Source organism: Methanobacterium sp. BRmetb2 (assembly GCA_003491285.1).
Lineage (GTDB): Archaea > Methanobacteriota > Methanobacteria > Methanobacteriales > Methanobacteriaceae > UBA117.
The window spans coordinates 665,326-680,087 of the sequence record CP022705.1; the positions used below are offsets into that span (position 1 = coordinate 665,326).

The window sequence follows — 14,762 nt, forward strand, 5'->3', positions numbered from 1 at the left end:
GTCTATATTGACTTTAGTGATACTGGCTTCTGGCTGTACTTCACAGGAATCAAACCAAACTGAAAATGGAACGGGTGAATTTGCGATAACGAGTAGTGCTTTTACACAGGGAAAAGATATACCTTTAAAATACACTGCTGATGGGGAAAACGTGTCTCCGCCTCTGGCATGGACATCAGCTCCAGCAGATACCAAAACCTTTACCATAATATGTGAGGACCCAGATTCTACTGGTGGCTCTTTTATCCATTGGATAGTGTTCAACATACCTGCAGATGTTACAAAACTCGATGAAGGTATAACTAATCAGGAAACATTGGAAAATGGGGCAAAACAGGGATTAAACAGCTTTAATACAATAGGATACAGCGGTCCGGCGCCACCACCAGGACAAACCCATAGATACGCCTTCAAAATATATGCTCTGGACATTGAACTTAATTTAGAACCTGGAAGCACAATAGAACAAGTTAACAATGTTATGGAAGGACATATACTGGCTCAAACGCAGATAACAGGTAGATATACGGGATGAAAATAATTCAGTTAATAATGTTTGAATTTTTAAGAAAAAAAATAAAGAAGAATTCAATTAATGACATTAAGAAGAAATAAAAAAGAATTTAGTTAATTAGCATATTTTATGTTTATGTTTTCTAGATTCTTTTTCGTCTTCCTTAGCTGACTCTTGATGTTCTTTTGGATCTTTTTCCAGAAAATCATAGGCATACATCATATCATCCATTAAAAGATCTGCCATGTCCCTGCTGAAATTTTCCTTGATGACCATCCTAAGGACTGCCACATCTTCAGCATTAGGAGGGAGCGTATATGCCGGGACGATCCATCCTTTTTCACGGAGTTTCTCAGATAGCTGGAAAACGCTGAACTTTGAATTCTTTAATTTAAATGTTACCAGAGGAAACATTAGATGTTTATTGATTACCTCAAATTTACCGGATTTTTCCAGTTCATTAGCAATGTAAGTGGTTGTTTCCATCAAATTTTCCATTATATCTTTATAACCATCTTTACCCAGTCTTAAAAAGTTGTAATATTGGGCTATTATGGTGCTACTGCCTTTGGAAAAATTTAGGGAATAGTTGGGCATTAAACCACCTAAATAATTAACTTCGAAAATCAATTCGTTAGGTAAGTCTTTCTCATCTTTAAATACCAGCCATCCAACACCAGGGTACACTAAACCGTATTTATGTCCAGATACATTGATTGATTTAACTTGTTCTAATCTGAAATCCCATTGCATGTCTGGATTGGTAAAGGGTATCACCATGCCGCCGCTGGCACCATCCACATGCATTGGTATGTCCCAACCCTTAGTTTGTTTGATATCAATTAATAATTGGTTAATCTCTTTGATGGGATCCATTTGTCCTGTAAAGGTTGTTCCTAAAACTGCCCCCACACAGATTGTATTTTCATCAATTTCTTTGGCTACCTCATCAACAGTTACTGTATAAGTATCTCGTTCTAAAGGTATTAATTTCAGTTCAACGTCAAAATAACGGGCAAATTTCTCCCAAACAGTGTGTACGTCTGCACCCATAACAATATTGGGTTTATCATAGGGTTTACCTTCTTTTTGTCTTCGTTTTTTCCAAGTCCATTTATGGGCTAAAAGACCCAGCATTATTGCTTCTGATGAACCAATAGTACCGGTTCCCACTGATTGACAGTTTTTAGGGACGTTGAATAATCGGGCCAACATATTGACCACTCTTTCTTGAATCTTTTGTGTCTGAGGATACTCATCATTGTCCACAAAGTTTTTGCCAATGCTTTCCATTATCAGTTTATCTGCTTCTGGTTCCATCCAGGTTGTGACAAAACTGGCCAGATTCAATGCAGGATTCCCATCCAGATTTAGTTCATCATGAACCAGGTGGTATGCTGCTTTTGATGGCATTCCCTCATCCGGCATTTCATACTTAGGTACTTTCTTAGAAAAATAGCGGGTCCCATAAGTTGTGGTGTGTTCCCTATCCGATTCTTTCATCTTTTTTAAGTTAACCTTTTTAGATAACATAGAATCATCTTTCCATCTTAAAAAACTAAAATATATCCATAGCAAAGTTAATTATTAAACTTTCACATATTTTAGAAATTTTTGGTGTAGCTTAATAATTATTAAATTTTTTATTGATTATGGTATTTATTTTTTGTTTTTATGAATTTAGGGGATAATTGTCTTTTTTTGGTTTTCCGTTGACAAAAAATAAAGTTTTCAATAATAAAATAAATATTTAATAATTTAAATAGTATTAAATATATGTAATATAATATTATTATTGATATAATAAAAATGATTTTTTGGTGATGGGATGGATGTTACTAAACGTAAATATCAGGAAATACTTATTTATCTTAGTATTATTGTAATAGCTCTTTTTTGTAGTCAGCACATGAATGTTGTGGTTTCTAAAAGCATGGAACCTGTACTGTACCGGGGAGATATTGTTATAATTGAAAAAACTAATTTTATAGGTCTAAATGAATTTAATATCGGTGATATAGAAGTGGGGGATATTGTAGTTTATGATGCAGTTTGGTTTAATGATGGGCCAGTAATACATCGGGTTATTGGTTCTAACATAGACGGTAAAGGAAATAAATATTATATTATTAAAGGTGATAATAACCATGCACCAGATCCAATGGTAGTTTACCCCACTCAAATTAGGGCAAAAGTTGTCAAAATTAGTGATAAACTATTAATCATACCCCAATTAGGACAGATAATCTTAGCATTAAAAGGTTTATGATAATAAAAATTCATATATTCATTTATTTTTGAATTGAACCAGATTATACCCGATAAATCCAGCAAAAACGCCATTTAACATTTGAAAGATCAAATTAGGAATTATATAGTAATAGAAAATATCAATGGTGAATATATCCATAGGAATACTGCTGGATGTTAACTGAATTAACAGTGCAAAGAATATTATAATCAATAAAGTAACTACTTCTCCAAAAAACCCTATGAAAATACCGCTAACTAAACTTTTTTTAAGATTAGCATTTAATAATAAGGAAACTCCGATACTTGCTAAAAAAACTAATAAAAATGTGATAAAAGTATCTAAATTTACAAAAATTGTCACGTTTGGGAAAATTAATTCTATAACTGCTCCAATCTGCCATAATAATGTAAAAATTGTGGGAATACTTACCCCTATTATTAACACTTTAAAATTTAATTTCATAAAAAATCACCACCACGAAAATTATTAAGGTAGTTAGTAATAAATTTTATTATTAATATATTACTAATAAATTTTATAAACTTTATTTTATTATTTTTTATTAATTTAGTAATAATTAAAGTGGAGGAACAATATGAAAAAAGGAGCTATATTTTGTATAATCATAATAGCTATTGGGCTTTTATGTGTATCCCCTGTATCTGCACGAACGGTTTCTGTAAAGGTATCAAAATATAATATTAATAAAGCGAGCTCAGCAGTGACTCCTTACATTGATATTGGATACTGGCATTATGGATCCTATTCAATAAAAGGCAGTATTTACTATAAGTACAATGGAAATCGAAAATGGCAGTATGCAGATAGTGGAACTATTTTACCAACATTTTCAAGGTATTGGGGCTGGAGATTCAAAGCACCGTATATATACACCTGGAAATTTACAGGGACAGCGTATTTTTAAGTATTGAGTAATTTAAAAATTAAATTACTCTTTTAACTTTTAAAAGATATTAAATTCTATAAATAAACTTTATGAATTAAACAGTTTAAAATTAATACTTACTTCTTTTAACTATTAGTAAAATTGAATAAACTGTAAAAAAATAAAAATAAAGAAAAAATAAGCTCTAATTACATCAAGCTCTGTTCTTTCTTACTGAAGATAAAAGCAGATATAAATATCATCAATAAGGCAAAGCCAAAAACTACAATAACATTAATATACAATGGAAGAGTAGATGTTCCTAAAATAGTGTACCTTAAAGCATCAACTCCATAAGTAAGTGGATTTAAATAGACAGCAAATTGAAGCCATGATGGAAGTCCAGTTATGGGGAATAATGCTCCACTTAAAAGGAACATTGGTAATACTATAAAGCTCAATATAAGGTTAAATCCTTCCATACTATCTGTAAAAGATGCGATAAGCAAACCTAAGCTTGCAAGACCCAATGAAATCATCACAATCAATATAGTACTAACCAAAAAACAGAGTGGAGTCATTTGGATTCCCACTATAAATGACAGTACTAATAGTATTACTCCCTGGATTAACGAGGCCGTGCTTATTCCCAGGGCTTTACCCATTACTATAGATGGTCTGGATATTGGTGCCACAAGTATTTCCTTTAAAAAACCGTATTGACGGTCAATAATCACGGAAACACCAGAAAAAACGGATGTAAAAAGTATGGTTTGACCTATAATGCCTGGAAAGATAAATTGTTGGTATCCCCCAGCCATTCCACCAAATCTAACAGCAGAACCTAAACCGGTTCCAAAGATAATAAGCCACAATAAAGGAGTTACCACTGAAGTCACTATTCTTGAACGATATCGGATGTATCTCTTGGTTTCCCGAAGCCATATGGTGAATATTCCTTCCCAATCACTCATTATCTCTCCCCCTGTATACTGGAACCAGTATAATTAATGAAAACATCTTCCAAATTGGGGTGTTCCAGTTCAACTGATTGAATCTGGACTCCAATTTTACTTGCAAATTCTACAACATCAGTAACTAAATTTTCCCCCCGTTCAACCATTAATTTTATCTCAGAATCAACCTGAAATATGTCCTTAACAAATTCCAGATTTTTAGCATTTTTGATGAACTTCTCTGAATCATCAACAATAACAGTTATGGTATCTGCTTTTAATTTCCTTTTAAGATTACGTGGCGAATCTGATGTTATTATCTGACCACTGTTAATTATTGCTACCTCATCACATAGCTTATCTGCTTCTTCCATGTAATGGGTGGTCATTAAAACAGTTATATCCTCGTTTTTATTCAAGTTTTCAATGTAATCCCAAATACTTTCCCTGGTCTGAGGATCCAAGCCCAGAGTTGGTTCATCTAAGAATAATACCTTAGGGTAATGGATCAATCCCCGGCCAATTTCCAATCTTCTTTTCATTCCACCAGAGTATGTTTTTACATACTCGTCAGCTTTTTTCCCTAGTGCTATTAATTCAAGAATTTCGTCTATGCGTGTACTCCGAAGGTCCTTGGGCACCCCATACAATGATGCGTGCATTTCCAGGTGCTCCCTGCCAGTTAAAATATCGTCTAAAGCCCGTGACTGGAATACTATTCCAATGGATCTTCTAACTTCAGTAGGATTTTTCACCACATCAAAACCGTTTACATGTGCTTTACCTGAAGAAGGGTGCAAAATAGTACATAACATTGAAATTAAAGTTGTTTTACCCGCCCCATTTGGACCTAAAACACCATAAACACTATTTTTTGGTACTTGAAGATTCACTGAATCAACTGCAGTGAAATCATCATATTTTTTGGTTATATCCCATGTTTCAATTATATTATCCATTACACACACAGCCTTGAATTAATACGAAATATTGACATTTAACATATTAATTAATAATTAATTTCTTCTATAATAAAGATAATATACAATACCAACATAAAAATTGGGAGTAATTAGCTGAAATGATTTTATTACAAAATTGTTAATTTTTTTAGAAGGGGTGTGGAAATGATATTTGAAATAATAAAATCTGAGGGAATTGCACATAAATCATATTTTATTGGTTCTAAGGGAAATGCAGCAGTAATAGATCCTAGAAGAGACGTGGATACATACCTGGATGTTGCCACTTCTAATAATATGAAGATTACCCATATTTTTGAAACTCACCGCAACGAGGATTATATAATTGGGTCTTTGGAACTTGCAGATGTTACTGGTGCAGAAATATATCACGGATCCAAAATGGATTTTCTTTATGGGACTCCCATCTATGACGGAGACATTTTTAAGATAGGATCACTTGAATTAGAGGTACTGGAAACCCCAGGACATACACATGAAAGTGTATCAATATCTTTAACTGATAAAACATCATCAGATGAACCTTACATGATTTTTACTGGAGACGCATTATTTGCTGGAGAGGTAGGTAGAACTGACCTTCTGGGGGAAAAAGAAGCACCAGAAATGGCTGAATTTTTATACAGCAGCCTATATGAAAAAATCTTGCCTCTGGGAGATAATGTAATTGTTTGCCCTGCCCATGGGGCTGGATCAGTTTGCGGATCAGACCTGCGAGATCAGGACATTACCACCATTGGTTACGAGAAAAAAACAAACCCTATGCTTCAATTAACTAAAGAAAAATTCATTAAAAGTAAAACCGAAGAAAAAATTTACACTCCCCCTTATTTCAAAGTAATGGAAGTTAATAATTTAAATGGTCCCCATATTATGGAAAGACTCCCCTACTGTCATCCACTTAAACCTGTGGAAATAAAAAAATTAACAAAAAAAGGAGCTCAATTAGTAGATATAAGGAAACCGACCAGTTTTGGAGGGGGCCATATACCCCAAACCATAAACATCTGGAGGGAAGGATTCTCAGCATTTGTCGGATATTTCCTTAACTATGAAGATCCAATAATCATAATCAACGACAACGAAGGTTATATAAATGATATCACCCGTCAGCTGGTAAGACTGGGGTATGATAACATATACGGTTATCTGGCAGGCGGTTTTCCAGCATGGTACATGGCTGCCCAACAAGTAGATAAATTAGATATGTGGTCTGTTCACCAGTTGAAAAAGGCGCTGGACCAGAAGGAAGATATTTTTCTGCTGGATGTTCGAAAAATTAACGATTATGAAAAGGTGCATCTAGAAGGATCCCACCCAATCTGGGTGGGCCATATAAATCAGCACCTGGAAGAGATTCCTCAAGATAAGCACGTTGTGGTATATTGTGATTCTGGATACAAGTCAACGATTGCCTGCAGTATTCTTAAAAAGAATGGTTACTCCCAGTTGAGCAGTGTGCTAGGGAGTATGGGGGCCTGGTTAAAAGCAGATTATCCCGTGTTAAAATGAAAAAAATTAATTTAATTAAAAAGTAAATAATTAATAAGAAACGGGTTAGGTGATAACTATGAGCTTATATAAAATACCTTTAATGGATAAAGAAGAGTATGATGAGTTGATAAATGAAAACTTCATGAGCAGAATCGCTTTTAATGGAGAATATCCCTATATTGCCCCATTTTTATACGTATTCGACCAGAAGTATCTGTACTTTTTATCCACCAAGTATGGTAAGAAAATTCAACGCCTGAAAGAAAACCCTAAGGTTTCAGTGGAAATTGAAGAGTATGCTCCTGATTTATCTGAATATAAGTTTGTTGCACTAAGAGGACATATAGTAAAAGAGACTGACGATGAAAAGAAAAAAGAGGTACGTAAAAAGTTTGCAGACCTTATTAAATCCCGTGGACTGTCTAAAAATATAATGGCTGCCCTGGGGCTTGATCCTGATGATCCACTGGCCTGTCTGGTGGAGGTAGATAGCTCTTTCGTGTGGAAACTGGTGGATGTGAAAGAAATAATTGCTCTAAAAAATTAGACAATTTTATTTTTATTAATGAAAATTGTAGAACAGTAGCTACGAAGTTATTTCTTTTGATTTTTCATTCTACTTTGAATCTTTTCACTTTTTAATTCCCTTAATGCATCAGCTGCAATCCATTTGGCTGTTTTATTATCAATTTCCCGAATTTTACTGGCAATTTCAATAGCCTTCTTATTGAGGTGAATATTTCTTTTCCCGATCTGTCTTAAAGCCCAATTCACTGCTTTTTTTACAAAATTTCTCTCATCACATGATTCACGGAAAATGAGGGGAAAAAGCTCTTCAAATGTATCATCTGAAGCTTTTTTATCATGAACTGCCAGAGTAGCAATCAAAGCGAAAGCAGCTCTTTTAACGAATTCTTCATCCCTCCCGCTCCACTGGTAAACCTTTTCATAAGCAAATGGAGTTTTTCTAAACAGATTCATGCAGCACTGGTCGCAAACGGCCCACGTATCAAAGTCAAGAGCCCAATCATCCATTTGTTCTTCTGTAACAATTTTGGGGTCTTCAATCATACATGCCAGGATCATGGTCTCCTGATAACCTGCCACCCAAAGTTTCTCGGCCAAAAGGTGATCTTTCCCTGCTTTCTTCGCTATTTGCCGTAAATCAGGCATTCTTACACCATATACCTTTTGGGAACTGATTCCGAATCGTGCCATCCCCTCCACATCTTCGGGATTGGATAATCTTTCCAGTTCATTTATGATATCATTGTAGTCCATTTAATATCTCCTTGAATCCTCTTTCAAACTTCAGTTTTAAATTATTAATATTATCACTAATCTAAAAGTATATTATTATCCTAAAGATAGATTATTTAACAAGATTTGAAAAACCCTTCCGAATAGGGTGTTAATCATATTTGTGGTAACATAGAACATTAGATTAGATATATGATAGGGGGTTTTAAATGCTTGAAAGTTTAAGAAATAATCATAAACTTACCCTAATGGTAATTTCATTGGCCAGTTTCATGTCTTTTCTTGATATATCTATTGTTAATGTTTCTTTGCCTACTATGGCTAAGTTTTTCCACGTGACGACTAACGATATTTTATGGGTTATTCTTATTTATATTATTGTTTTAGGTAGTTTTTTAATTGTTTTTGGGAAATTAGCTCAACAGAAGGGTTTTAAAAAGGTTTTCTTAACTGGTTTTCTCATTTTTATCATAGGGTCAAGTTTGAGTGGAATTGCAAGCCAATTTCATGAATTGATTATTTTTAGGTTAATCCAGGCCTTTGGTGCCGCCATGTTTTCTGCTTTAACTGCTGCTATGGTTTTAAACTATCTCCCTAAAGATAAGAGGGGCAGGAATATTGGAATTATGACCACTATAGGCTCGCTTGGTTTAGCTTTAGGCCCACTTCTAGGAGGTTTCATCACAGAATACCTCAATTTTCATTGGATATTCTTTATTAATGTCCCAATAGGGATTTTTGGTATAATACTTGGCCAGGCCGTTCTACATGAAACTGAAAAAAAACCCGGATCCCTGGACATACCGGGAGTGGCCATATTCTTTATTGCCCAAAGTACTCTCATTTTTGCCCTCAATAAGGGGCTGGACTTCGGTTGGACTTCCATCATAATAATAGGCAGTATAATCTGCTCTGTAATATTTTGGATATTATTTGTTTATCACGAATCAAGGACAACTGAACCCTTAATAAATCTGAATTATTTAAAGATGAAACAGATTGCATTGGCTAATGGTGCTAATATCCTCTCTAACATGCCCTTCTCAGGGGCTATAGTCCTTTTACCTTTTTACTTTGAAGTGGTCAAGGGGATGAGTGTAGGTTATTCTGGTTTAATGTTGACCATCATGCCTATTGCCATTTTTATTGTGGGGCCGATTTCCGGCACAATTTCTGATAAAATTTCACCTAACCGTATAACCTTGGTGGGAGGTATAATTGGAGTAATTGCCTGCCTTATCTTAGCATCATTTAATCCTTCCAGTAGTTTGATCTATATTACAGTAGGTCTGTTGATGTTAGGGGCTTCAGTGGCCGCATTCAACCCACCTAACACTAAATTCATACTGGCAGAAAGTCCATCTGAATACAGGGGAATAGCATCGGGGCTGGTTAACACCACTAATATGATTGGTAATGGTTTCGGAACAGGAATTCTTGGTACTGTGGCAGCTATGGTCATTTACAATGCAGTGGGACCCAGTACTAGTGATAGATTAACTCCTGCATTGGTTTCTCAGGGACTTCATAATGCATTCATTGTAGGGGCCTTGGCAATGGGCATTGCACTGATCCTTATAGCCATGACCAAATATAAACCAGTTAAATAAACTACATTCTTTATATATCTAAACAATACTACACATTGAACAATTTTACTGCATTTTCACCTAATATCAGTTTTTTATCCGTTTCATTGATATCTAAGCTTTTTATTCTTTCAATATCTTTTTTAGGATTTATCCATGGATAATCTGAGCCAAAAAGTATTCGATCTGCACCGATAGTCTTTATAATGTCAGCTGCATCCTCATCATCTAATGTAGTAGGATTTTGAATGTATGAAATTGCAATTGCAGTGTCGAACATTACATGAAGGAATTTATCAGCTATTTCAATGGTTTGATCCCAGAACCCGTTACCCAAATGAGCCAGTATTAGTTTAAGATTTGGAAAATCCTCCAAAACAGTATCCCACCTTTTTGGCTCGCCGTATCGAGACGTTCCATCAATATTAACTCCAGAATGGGCTGTTATGGGTAAATTATGTTTTTCTAACCATTCGTAAACCGGCCACATCCGTTTGTCATCTGGAGCAAAGTTCTGGGCCACAGGGTGAATTTTCAAACCCTTCATACCCCATTTGTACTTGTGTTCCAGTTCTTCAACTGGTTTTCGCCCAGTCATGGTGGGACTGACAGATATAAATGGTATAAACTGAGGATATTTAGCTGGCCGATTTTTTCCAGGCTTGGTGATGGCTACTGTCCAGAAGTTATTGTTTTTAAGTTGGTTATCTGGTGCAAAACTTACCATAACTGCTTTATCAATATTTGCCTTTTCCATTTCCATTAAATAGTCATCGGGAGTACCATAACTGTAATACCCAACACCATGTTTCTCTTTAATCATTTCCACAACCATTTTTCCAACTTCTCTTGTTGGATGCAGGTGTACATGGGAGTCAATAATCATAATATATCCTCTACATCAATTTGTTCTCTCTAGAATAAATCATTTATTGGATTACAGTTTTATTTAAGGAGAATATTCATAACCACATTCTTTACATTTATATTTATACCATAAGATGGGTCCATTGCATTTTGGGCATTTAAATCTGTTTTTTTGATCTTCAACCCAGTTTTCTACCCCAATTTCTCTAATTTTTTTAAGATTATCGTATATTTCATGGCGATATTTGAATCTAGCTTCGCCAGGATACGAATTTTTTAATTTTTCTATTAAAGCACAGGGAAATTCATCGCAATCAATGCATAAATTAAGATTTTTATCTTCAAAGCAGCATTTTCGAATCTTGCATCCCCATTTACTTTTCCTTTTCTGTTTTCGGTCATCGGAACCGCACCCTAAACAGCTTTTTTTATAAGAAGGACATGCTCCGCAAAAAACTCCGCATGGAGCTGCCTCATCAGGTATTCTGCCCATTTAAATCTCCTTTAAAATTTTTTCCATATTTTAATGGCTTTCCAGGTTAAAACCTAATAAATATCCAAAAACATGCTTATAAATGGTGTAATAGTACTATTTTCAAATTTTTTTGTTCATTTTTTTCCACTCTAATATCATTTCCGGATAGGCTGCCTAATAACGGTTTTTAGTTTTTCTGGTTTGGTCCTGCGCATGTCACTTAGATAAATCTCATGGTGTTTTTCTTTAGTACCGTCCATCAGGTAGCCATTTTCATGGATGTAATTATGCAGTAACTCTACAGCAGGCCCTTCCTCCTTATATGGGCCAATGTGCAGAGTCTGAACTGATAATCCTTCTTTAAGAGTTTTAAGGCGAATTTTATCTAAAGCTGCCGGATTTTTCTTTTCTTTGACTTCTTCTAATACTCTTTTAAGTAATTCTGTGGTGATGAAATCTGGTTGTCTAATCATAGAAGTCCATTGCCAGTTGCTCTTGTCCTCAGTGTTGAATTCTTCCATATTTTCAGTCCACCAAAGGCCCTCCAGGGGCATCACCACATAATCCTGATTTAATTCTTTTTTAGATAGAAATTTAGTCTTGTATGCTACTGGAAACAATGTTTCCATTGCATCTTGATATTCCGGGGAGGTGTTAGGGTCTCCCTTACCATCAATCATTAAATAATGCATGGCCGGTACCTCCACCAGTGATACTTCACCAACTTTAGGGTAGTACAGCTCTTTATCTTCTTTTTTTAAATCTATTTTTGGCATTGTTATTTCCCACTATCATTTTTTTGACTAATTTGTTGGATAAAATCATCAACCCAATCTTTTTCAGCTTTTAAAATGGTTAAAGGTCTGGTAAAAAGAGCAATGACATTGAAAGGTGAATCGATACTTTCGTGCATGTCTATGGACTTTTCAAGAAATTCAATACGTTCCTCAGTCGATTTTAAATAGAGTTTCAAACAATTGATTGTTTCGTCTATACCTAAAATTTCAATATTGGCCATTCCCAGGTCAAATGGTGAGATCTGTTTTCTATTTTCAGATAAAATATTTTTTACTTTGTTTTCCATGGCTAATTTTCCTTCCCTGGTTATATAGTAAACCTTTCTGGAAGGTTTGCCCTTACTGATTTTAACTTGACTTTCAACTAATTTGTTTTCTTCCAGCCTTTTAAGGACGTAGTAAATGGATGAAAATCCTATATCTGCCCAGTTACGCATACCCCTTTTTTTTATGATCTGTTCCAGACGGTAGGCGTAATGATGATGTTCATAAAGCAGTCCTAAGATAGCTGCCTCAAGATCTGATATTTTATACATAGAATATTCTATGAATATAATATGATAAAAAGGTTTCCCTATCCAAACACATTAATGATTTAGAAATTTCTGATATTATCACAAATAATTAGAAAAATACTCAATTTTTACAAAATTATTAGTAATTTTCCCAAATCTTTATATATAATCGGGATATATCTTACTTTGAAGATCACTTTAGGTGTTGGATAAAAAATGGACGATATAGATCTGGCAATAATACGCTCCTTAATAAAAAATTCAAGAATTACTATATTACAGATGTCAAAAGAAATTGATGTACCAGATGCTACCATATCTAACCGACTTAAAAAGTTGGAAGATACTATTATAAAGCGTTATACCATGATTCCTAACTGGCAAAAATTGGGAATGGAAATAACTTCTATAATTATTATCCAAACCGAATCTGAAAAGCATGAATCTGTTAAGGAGATGCTATCAAAACTTCAAGAAGTATCTGAAGTTTACAGTGTTTCAGGAGAGTATGATATTCTAATCAAAGTCTGGGTAAAAAACATTGACGAACTCAATCAATTGATAAATAAAAAAATCCGTTCAATTGACGGTATTGAAGATCTAACAGAAATGATAGTAATGGAACGAGTTAAAGAAGATGTTCCAATAATTTAATTGATATTAAAAGATGAAAATGTCAGAAAACAAGGATAATAAGAATTATTCTAGTTTAAATAGCTTATTTAGGTTATTTAGTATAGAATTAGACAGTGCTAGGATTTCAGGGTGGTTGCGTGAAATGGATGGAGAAAATTCTGAAGAAGACCGGGCAGTACATTCACATCATTCTAAACTGGACAGTGAAAATAGCAATCCTAGTGTCAAGAAGATCCCTTGAATTTCTTCAAATACCCCTGGTTGTAAGTAGTAAGATTACTAATTTTTTAAAAGACATTTCAAAAGTTTTAAGGGAAACATTTATTGCTCTTTTTATATGTGCTATTGGGGATCTAATAGCAGGTCTGCTTCTAAGTGGAATGACCGACGTATTTTCAATCCTTCCTGGACTCCTTGTTCTTATACCCGGAGCAATTGGGATGAGGGGTAATATTTTTGGAGCGTTAGGCTCCAGGTTAGGCTCCAACCTCCACATTGGTATTTTATCTCCAGAACTTAAAAAATCAAAAATTTTAAACCAGAACATTATATCTGCAATTATTTTAACCATTATAATGTCCATATTCCTTGCATTTATGGCTAAAGGATTTTGCATTCTTGTGGGATTTGAAAGTATTAGTCTTGTTGATTTTACAGTGGTATCAGTCCTGGGAGGTATATTTTCAGGGGCACTGCTCTTACCTGCAACTATCTTAATTTCCATTAAAAGCTATGAAAACGGCTGGAACCCAGATAATGTGACAACACCATTAATTGCTGCTGCAGGAGACCTTTTTACCATTCCTTCAATTTTATTAGCAGTTCAAATACTTTTATGGATTAGAAATGGCTTTATAGAAACATTCCTATTTTTGATATTCATTGTAATTGGAATAATCGGCTTTATTATTGGAATAAAAGGTGGATATCACCTCAAGAAGATTATTAAACACAGTACCCCTACACTTTTTTTATCTTCAATATTTGGTACAACTGCCGGTACAGTTTTAAACAGCACTTTTTCCACAATTTTAAATAATCCAAGTATACTGACTCTTGTACCTCTGTTTTCAGGTGAAAGCGGTGATCTGGTAAGCATTCTTGGTGCTAGATTATCTTCTGGATTACATATCGGTTCTATAAAAGCTTCACTTAAACCCACACCAGAAACACTGCGAAATTTTGGGATAATTATAACCCTGGCCCTTATAATTTATCCCCTAATTGGACTGCTGGCACATCTAGCTGCAACATCCATGGGAATACCATCAATAGGCACTGAAAAGATGGTTCTAATTAGCACATCTGCCGGACTGCTACTCACACCAGTTATGATATTGATTGGATTCTTTTTGAGCATTATTACATACAGGAAAGGGCTGGACCCAGACAATATAGTGATACCCTTATCAACCAGTTTAACCGACCCTCTGGCCAATACATTTCTGGTCATAATGGTTATTTCAATTTTAAGTACTGCCCTGTAAGTGTATCTAAATATTTTTTATGAAAATCCTTTAATGATTCCCACTACGA

Annotated in this window: 17 protein-coding genes; 8 read left to right on the forward strand and 9 right to left on the reverse strand. The window is 34.6% G+C overall.

Going from position 1 to position 14,762, the window contains the following annotated elements; translation table 11 throughout:
- Positions 1-85: 85 nt before the first annotated feature.
- Complete coding sequence (locus tag CIT01_03250) at positions 86-535, forward strand: phosphatidylethanolamine-binding protein (protein AXV38709.1); 450 nt, start codon at positions 86-88, stop codon at positions 533-535.
- Between the two features lie 96 nt (positions 536-631).
- On the opposite strand, the gene CIT01_03255 is transcribed toward CIT01_03250, so the two are convergent.
- The gene (locus CIT01_03255) at positions 632-2,047 is read right to left on the reverse strand and encodes a glutamate decarboxylase (GenBank protein ID AXV37283.1); all 1,416 of its coding nucleotides are present in this window, start codon (positions 2,045-2,047) and stop codon (positions 632-634) included.
- Positions 2,048-2,342: 295 nt separating this feature from the next.
- On the opposite strand from CIT01_03255, the gene CIT01_03260 reads away from it, so the two are divergent.
- A complete protein-coding gene (locus CIT01_03260; GenBank protein ID AXV37284.1) occupies positions 2,343-2,783 on the forward strand; it encodes a signal peptidase I in 441 nt (146 codons plus the stop codon).
- Between the two features lie 18 nt (positions 2,784-2,801).
- Here the strand turns inward: CIT01_03260 and CIT01_03265 are convergent, their stop codons facing one another.
- Positions 2,802-3,230 (reverse strand): hypothetical protein, encoded by a 429-nt coding sequence (locus tag CIT01_03265; protein AXV37285.1) that lies wholly within the window; start codon positions 3,228-3,230, stop codon positions 2,802-2,804.
- A 133-nt stretch (positions 3,231-3,363) separates the two neighbouring features.
- On the opposite strand from CIT01_03265, the gene CIT01_03270 reads away from it, so the two are divergent.
- A complete protein-coding gene (locus tag CIT01_03270; protein ID AXV37286.1) occupies positions 3,364-3,693 on the forward strand; it encodes a hypothetical protein in 330 nt (109 codons plus the stop codon).
- Positions 3,694-3,863: 170 nt separating this feature from the next.
- Here the strand turns inward: CIT01_03270 and CIT01_03275 are convergent, their stop codons facing one another.
- Both CIT01_03275 and CIT01_03280 read right to left on the reverse strand, forming a co-directional pair.
- Positions 3,864-4,628, reverse strand: a complete 765-nt coding sequence (locus CIT01_03275; protein AXV37287.1) for a daunorubicin ABC transporter permease — start codon at positions 4,626-4,628, stop codon at positions 3,864-3,866.
- Positions 4,628-5,569: an ABC transporter ATP-binding protein gene (locus tag CIT01_03280; GenBank protein AXV37288.1), complete on the reverse strand. Its 942-nt coding sequence runs from the start codon at positions 5,567-5,569 to the stop codon at positions 4,628-4,630. The genes CIT01_03275 and CIT01_03280 overlap by 1 nt, the downstream gene beginning before the upstream one ends.
- A gap of 168 nt (positions 5,570-5,737) precedes the next feature.
- Between CIT01_03280 and CIT01_03285 the strand changes: the two genes are divergently transcribed.
- Both CIT01_03285 and CIT01_03290 read left to right on the forward strand, forming a co-directional pair.
- Positions 5,738-7,105 carry an MBL fold metallo-hydrolase gene (locus tag CIT01_03285; protein ID AXV37289.1) on the forward strand — a complete coding sequence of 456 codons (1,368 nt, stop codon included), beginning with the start codon at positions 5,738-5,740 and terminating at the stop codon, positions 7,103-7,105.
- A 58-nt stretch (positions 7,106-7,163) separates the two neighbouring features.
- The gene (locus tag CIT01_03290) at positions 7,164-7,634 is read left to right on the forward strand and encodes a pyridoxamine 5'-phosphate oxidase (protein ID AXV37290.1); all 471 of its coding nucleotides are present in this window, start codon (positions 7,164-7,166) and stop codon (positions 7,632-7,634) included.
- Positions 7,635-7,681: 47 nt separating this feature from the next.
- Here the strand turns inward: CIT01_03290 and CIT01_03295 are convergent, their stop codons facing one another.
- Positions 7,682-8,368, reverse strand: a complete 687-nt coding sequence (locus CIT01_03295) for a DNA alkylation repair protein (GenBank protein ID AXV37291.1) — start codon at positions 8,366-8,368, stop codon at positions 7,682-7,684.
- A 188-nt stretch (positions 8,369-8,556) separates the two neighbouring features.
- Between CIT01_03295 and CIT01_03300 the strand changes: the two genes are divergently transcribed.
- On the forward strand, positions 8,557-9,957 hold the full coding sequence (locus CIT01_03300) for an MFS transporter (GenBank protein ID AXV37292.1): 1,401 nt from the start codon (positions 8,557-8,559) through the stop codon (positions 9,955-9,957).
- Between the two features lie 28 nt (positions 9,958-9,985).
- On the opposite strand, the gene CIT01_03305 is transcribed toward CIT01_03300, so the two are convergent.
- The 4 genes from CIT01_03305 to CIT01_03320 all read right to left on the reverse strand — a co-directional run bounded on the left by CIT01_03305 (position 9,986) and on the right by CIT01_03320 (position 12,611).
- The gene (locus CIT01_03305) at positions 9,986-10,822 is read right to left on the reverse strand and encodes a hypothetical protein (protein AXV37293.1); all 837 of its coding nucleotides are present in this window, start codon (positions 10,820-10,822) and stop codon (positions 9,986-9,988) included.
- Positions 10,823-10,885: 63 nt separating this feature from the next.
- Positions 10,886-11,296, reverse strand: a complete 411-nt coding sequence (locus CIT01_03310) for a hypothetical protein (GenBank protein AXV37294.1) — start codon at positions 11,294-11,296, stop codon at positions 10,886-10,888.
- 137 nt (positions 11,297-11,433) lie between these two features.
- On the reverse strand, positions 11,434-12,054 hold the full coding sequence (locus CIT01_03315; protein ID AXV37295.1) for a hypothetical protein: 621 nt from the start codon (positions 12,052-12,054) through the stop codon (positions 11,434-11,436).
- A gap of 2 nt (positions 12,055-12,056) precedes the next feature.
- On the reverse strand, positions 12,057-12,611 hold the full coding sequence (locus tag CIT01_03320) for a transcriptional regulator (protein AXV37296.1): 555 nt from the start codon (positions 12,609-12,611) through the stop codon (positions 12,057-12,059).
- A gap of 195 nt (positions 12,612-12,806) precedes the next feature.
- Here CIT01_03320 and CIT01_03325 point away from each other — a divergent pair, with 195 nt between their 5' ends.
- The gene (locus CIT01_03325) at positions 12,807-13,244 is read left to right on the forward strand and encodes a transcriptional regulator (protein ID AXV37297.1); all 438 of its coding nucleotides are present in this window, start codon (positions 12,807-12,809) and stop codon (positions 13,242-13,244) included.
- 119 nt (positions 13,245-13,363) lie between these two features.
- Entirely contained in the window at positions 13,364-14,713 is a 1,350-nt protein-coding gene (locus CIT01_03330) for a divalent cation transporter (GenBank protein AXV37298.1), read from the forward strand.
- Positions 14,714-14,762 lie beyond the last annotated feature (49 nt).

What these genes read in the sequence shown, in the direction of transcription:
- CIT01_03315 (AXV37295.1), bottom strand. Translation starts at nt 12,054, where the DNA reads ATGCCAAAAATAGATTTAAAAAAAGAAGATAAAGAGCTGTACTACCCT.
- CIT01_03280 (AXV37288.1), bottom strand. Translation starts at nt 5,569, where the DNA reads ATGGATAATATAATTGAAACATGGGATATAACCAAAAAATATGATGAT.
- CIT01_03300 (AXV37292.1), top strand. Translation starts at nt 8,557, where the DNA reads ATGCTTGAAAGTTTAAGAAATAATCATAAACTTACCCTAATGGTAATT.
- CIT01_03275 (AXV37287.1), bottom strand. Translation starts at nt 4,628, where the DNA reads ATGAGTGATTGGGAAGGAATATTCACCATATGGCTTCGGGAAACCAAG.
- CIT01_03260 (AXV37284.1), top strand. Translation starts at nt 2,343, where the DNA reads ATGGATGTTACTAAACGTAAATATCAGGAAATACTTATTTATCTTAGT.
- CIT01_03325 (AXV37297.1), top strand. Translation starts at nt 12,807, where the DNA reads ATGGACGATATAGATCTGGCAATAATACGCTCCTTAATAAAAAATTCA.
- CIT01_03310 (AXV37294.1), bottom strand. Translation starts at nt 11,296, where the DNA reads ATGGGCAGAATACCTGATGAGGCAGCTCCATGCGGAGTTTTTTGCGGA.
- CIT01_03305 (AXV37293.1), bottom strand. Translation starts at nt 10,822, where the DNA reads ATGATTATTGACTCCCATGTACACCTGCATCCAACAAGAGAAGTTGGA.
- CIT01_03270 (AXV37286.1), top strand. Translation starts at nt 3,364, where the DNA reads ATGAAAAAAGGAGCTATATTTTGTATAATCATAATAGCTATTGGGCTT.
- CIT01_03265 (AXV37285.1), bottom strand. Translation starts at nt 3,230, where the DNA reads ATGAAATTAAATTTTAAAGTGTTAATAATAGGGGTAAGTATTCCCACA.
- CIT01_03295 (AXV37291.1), bottom strand. Translation starts at nt 8,368, where the DNA reads ATGGACTACAATGATATCATAAATGAACTGGAAAGATTATCCAATCCC.
- CIT01_03255 (AXV37283.1), bottom strand. Translation starts at nt 2,047, where the DNA reads ATGTTATCTAAAAAGGTTAACTTAAAAAAGATGAAAGAATCGGATAGG.
- CIT01_03285 (AXV37289.1), top strand. Translation starts at nt 5,738, where the DNA reads ATGATATTTGAAATAATAAAATCTGAGGGAATTGCACATAAATCATAT.
- CIT01_03320 (AXV37296.1), bottom strand. Translation starts at nt 12,611, where the DNA reads ATGTATAAAATATCAGATCTTGAGGCAGCTATCTTAGGACTGCTTTAT.
- CIT01_03290 (AXV37290.1), top strand. Translation starts at nt 7,164, where the DNA reads ATGAGCTTATATAAAATACCTTTAATGGATAAAGAAGAGTATGATGAG.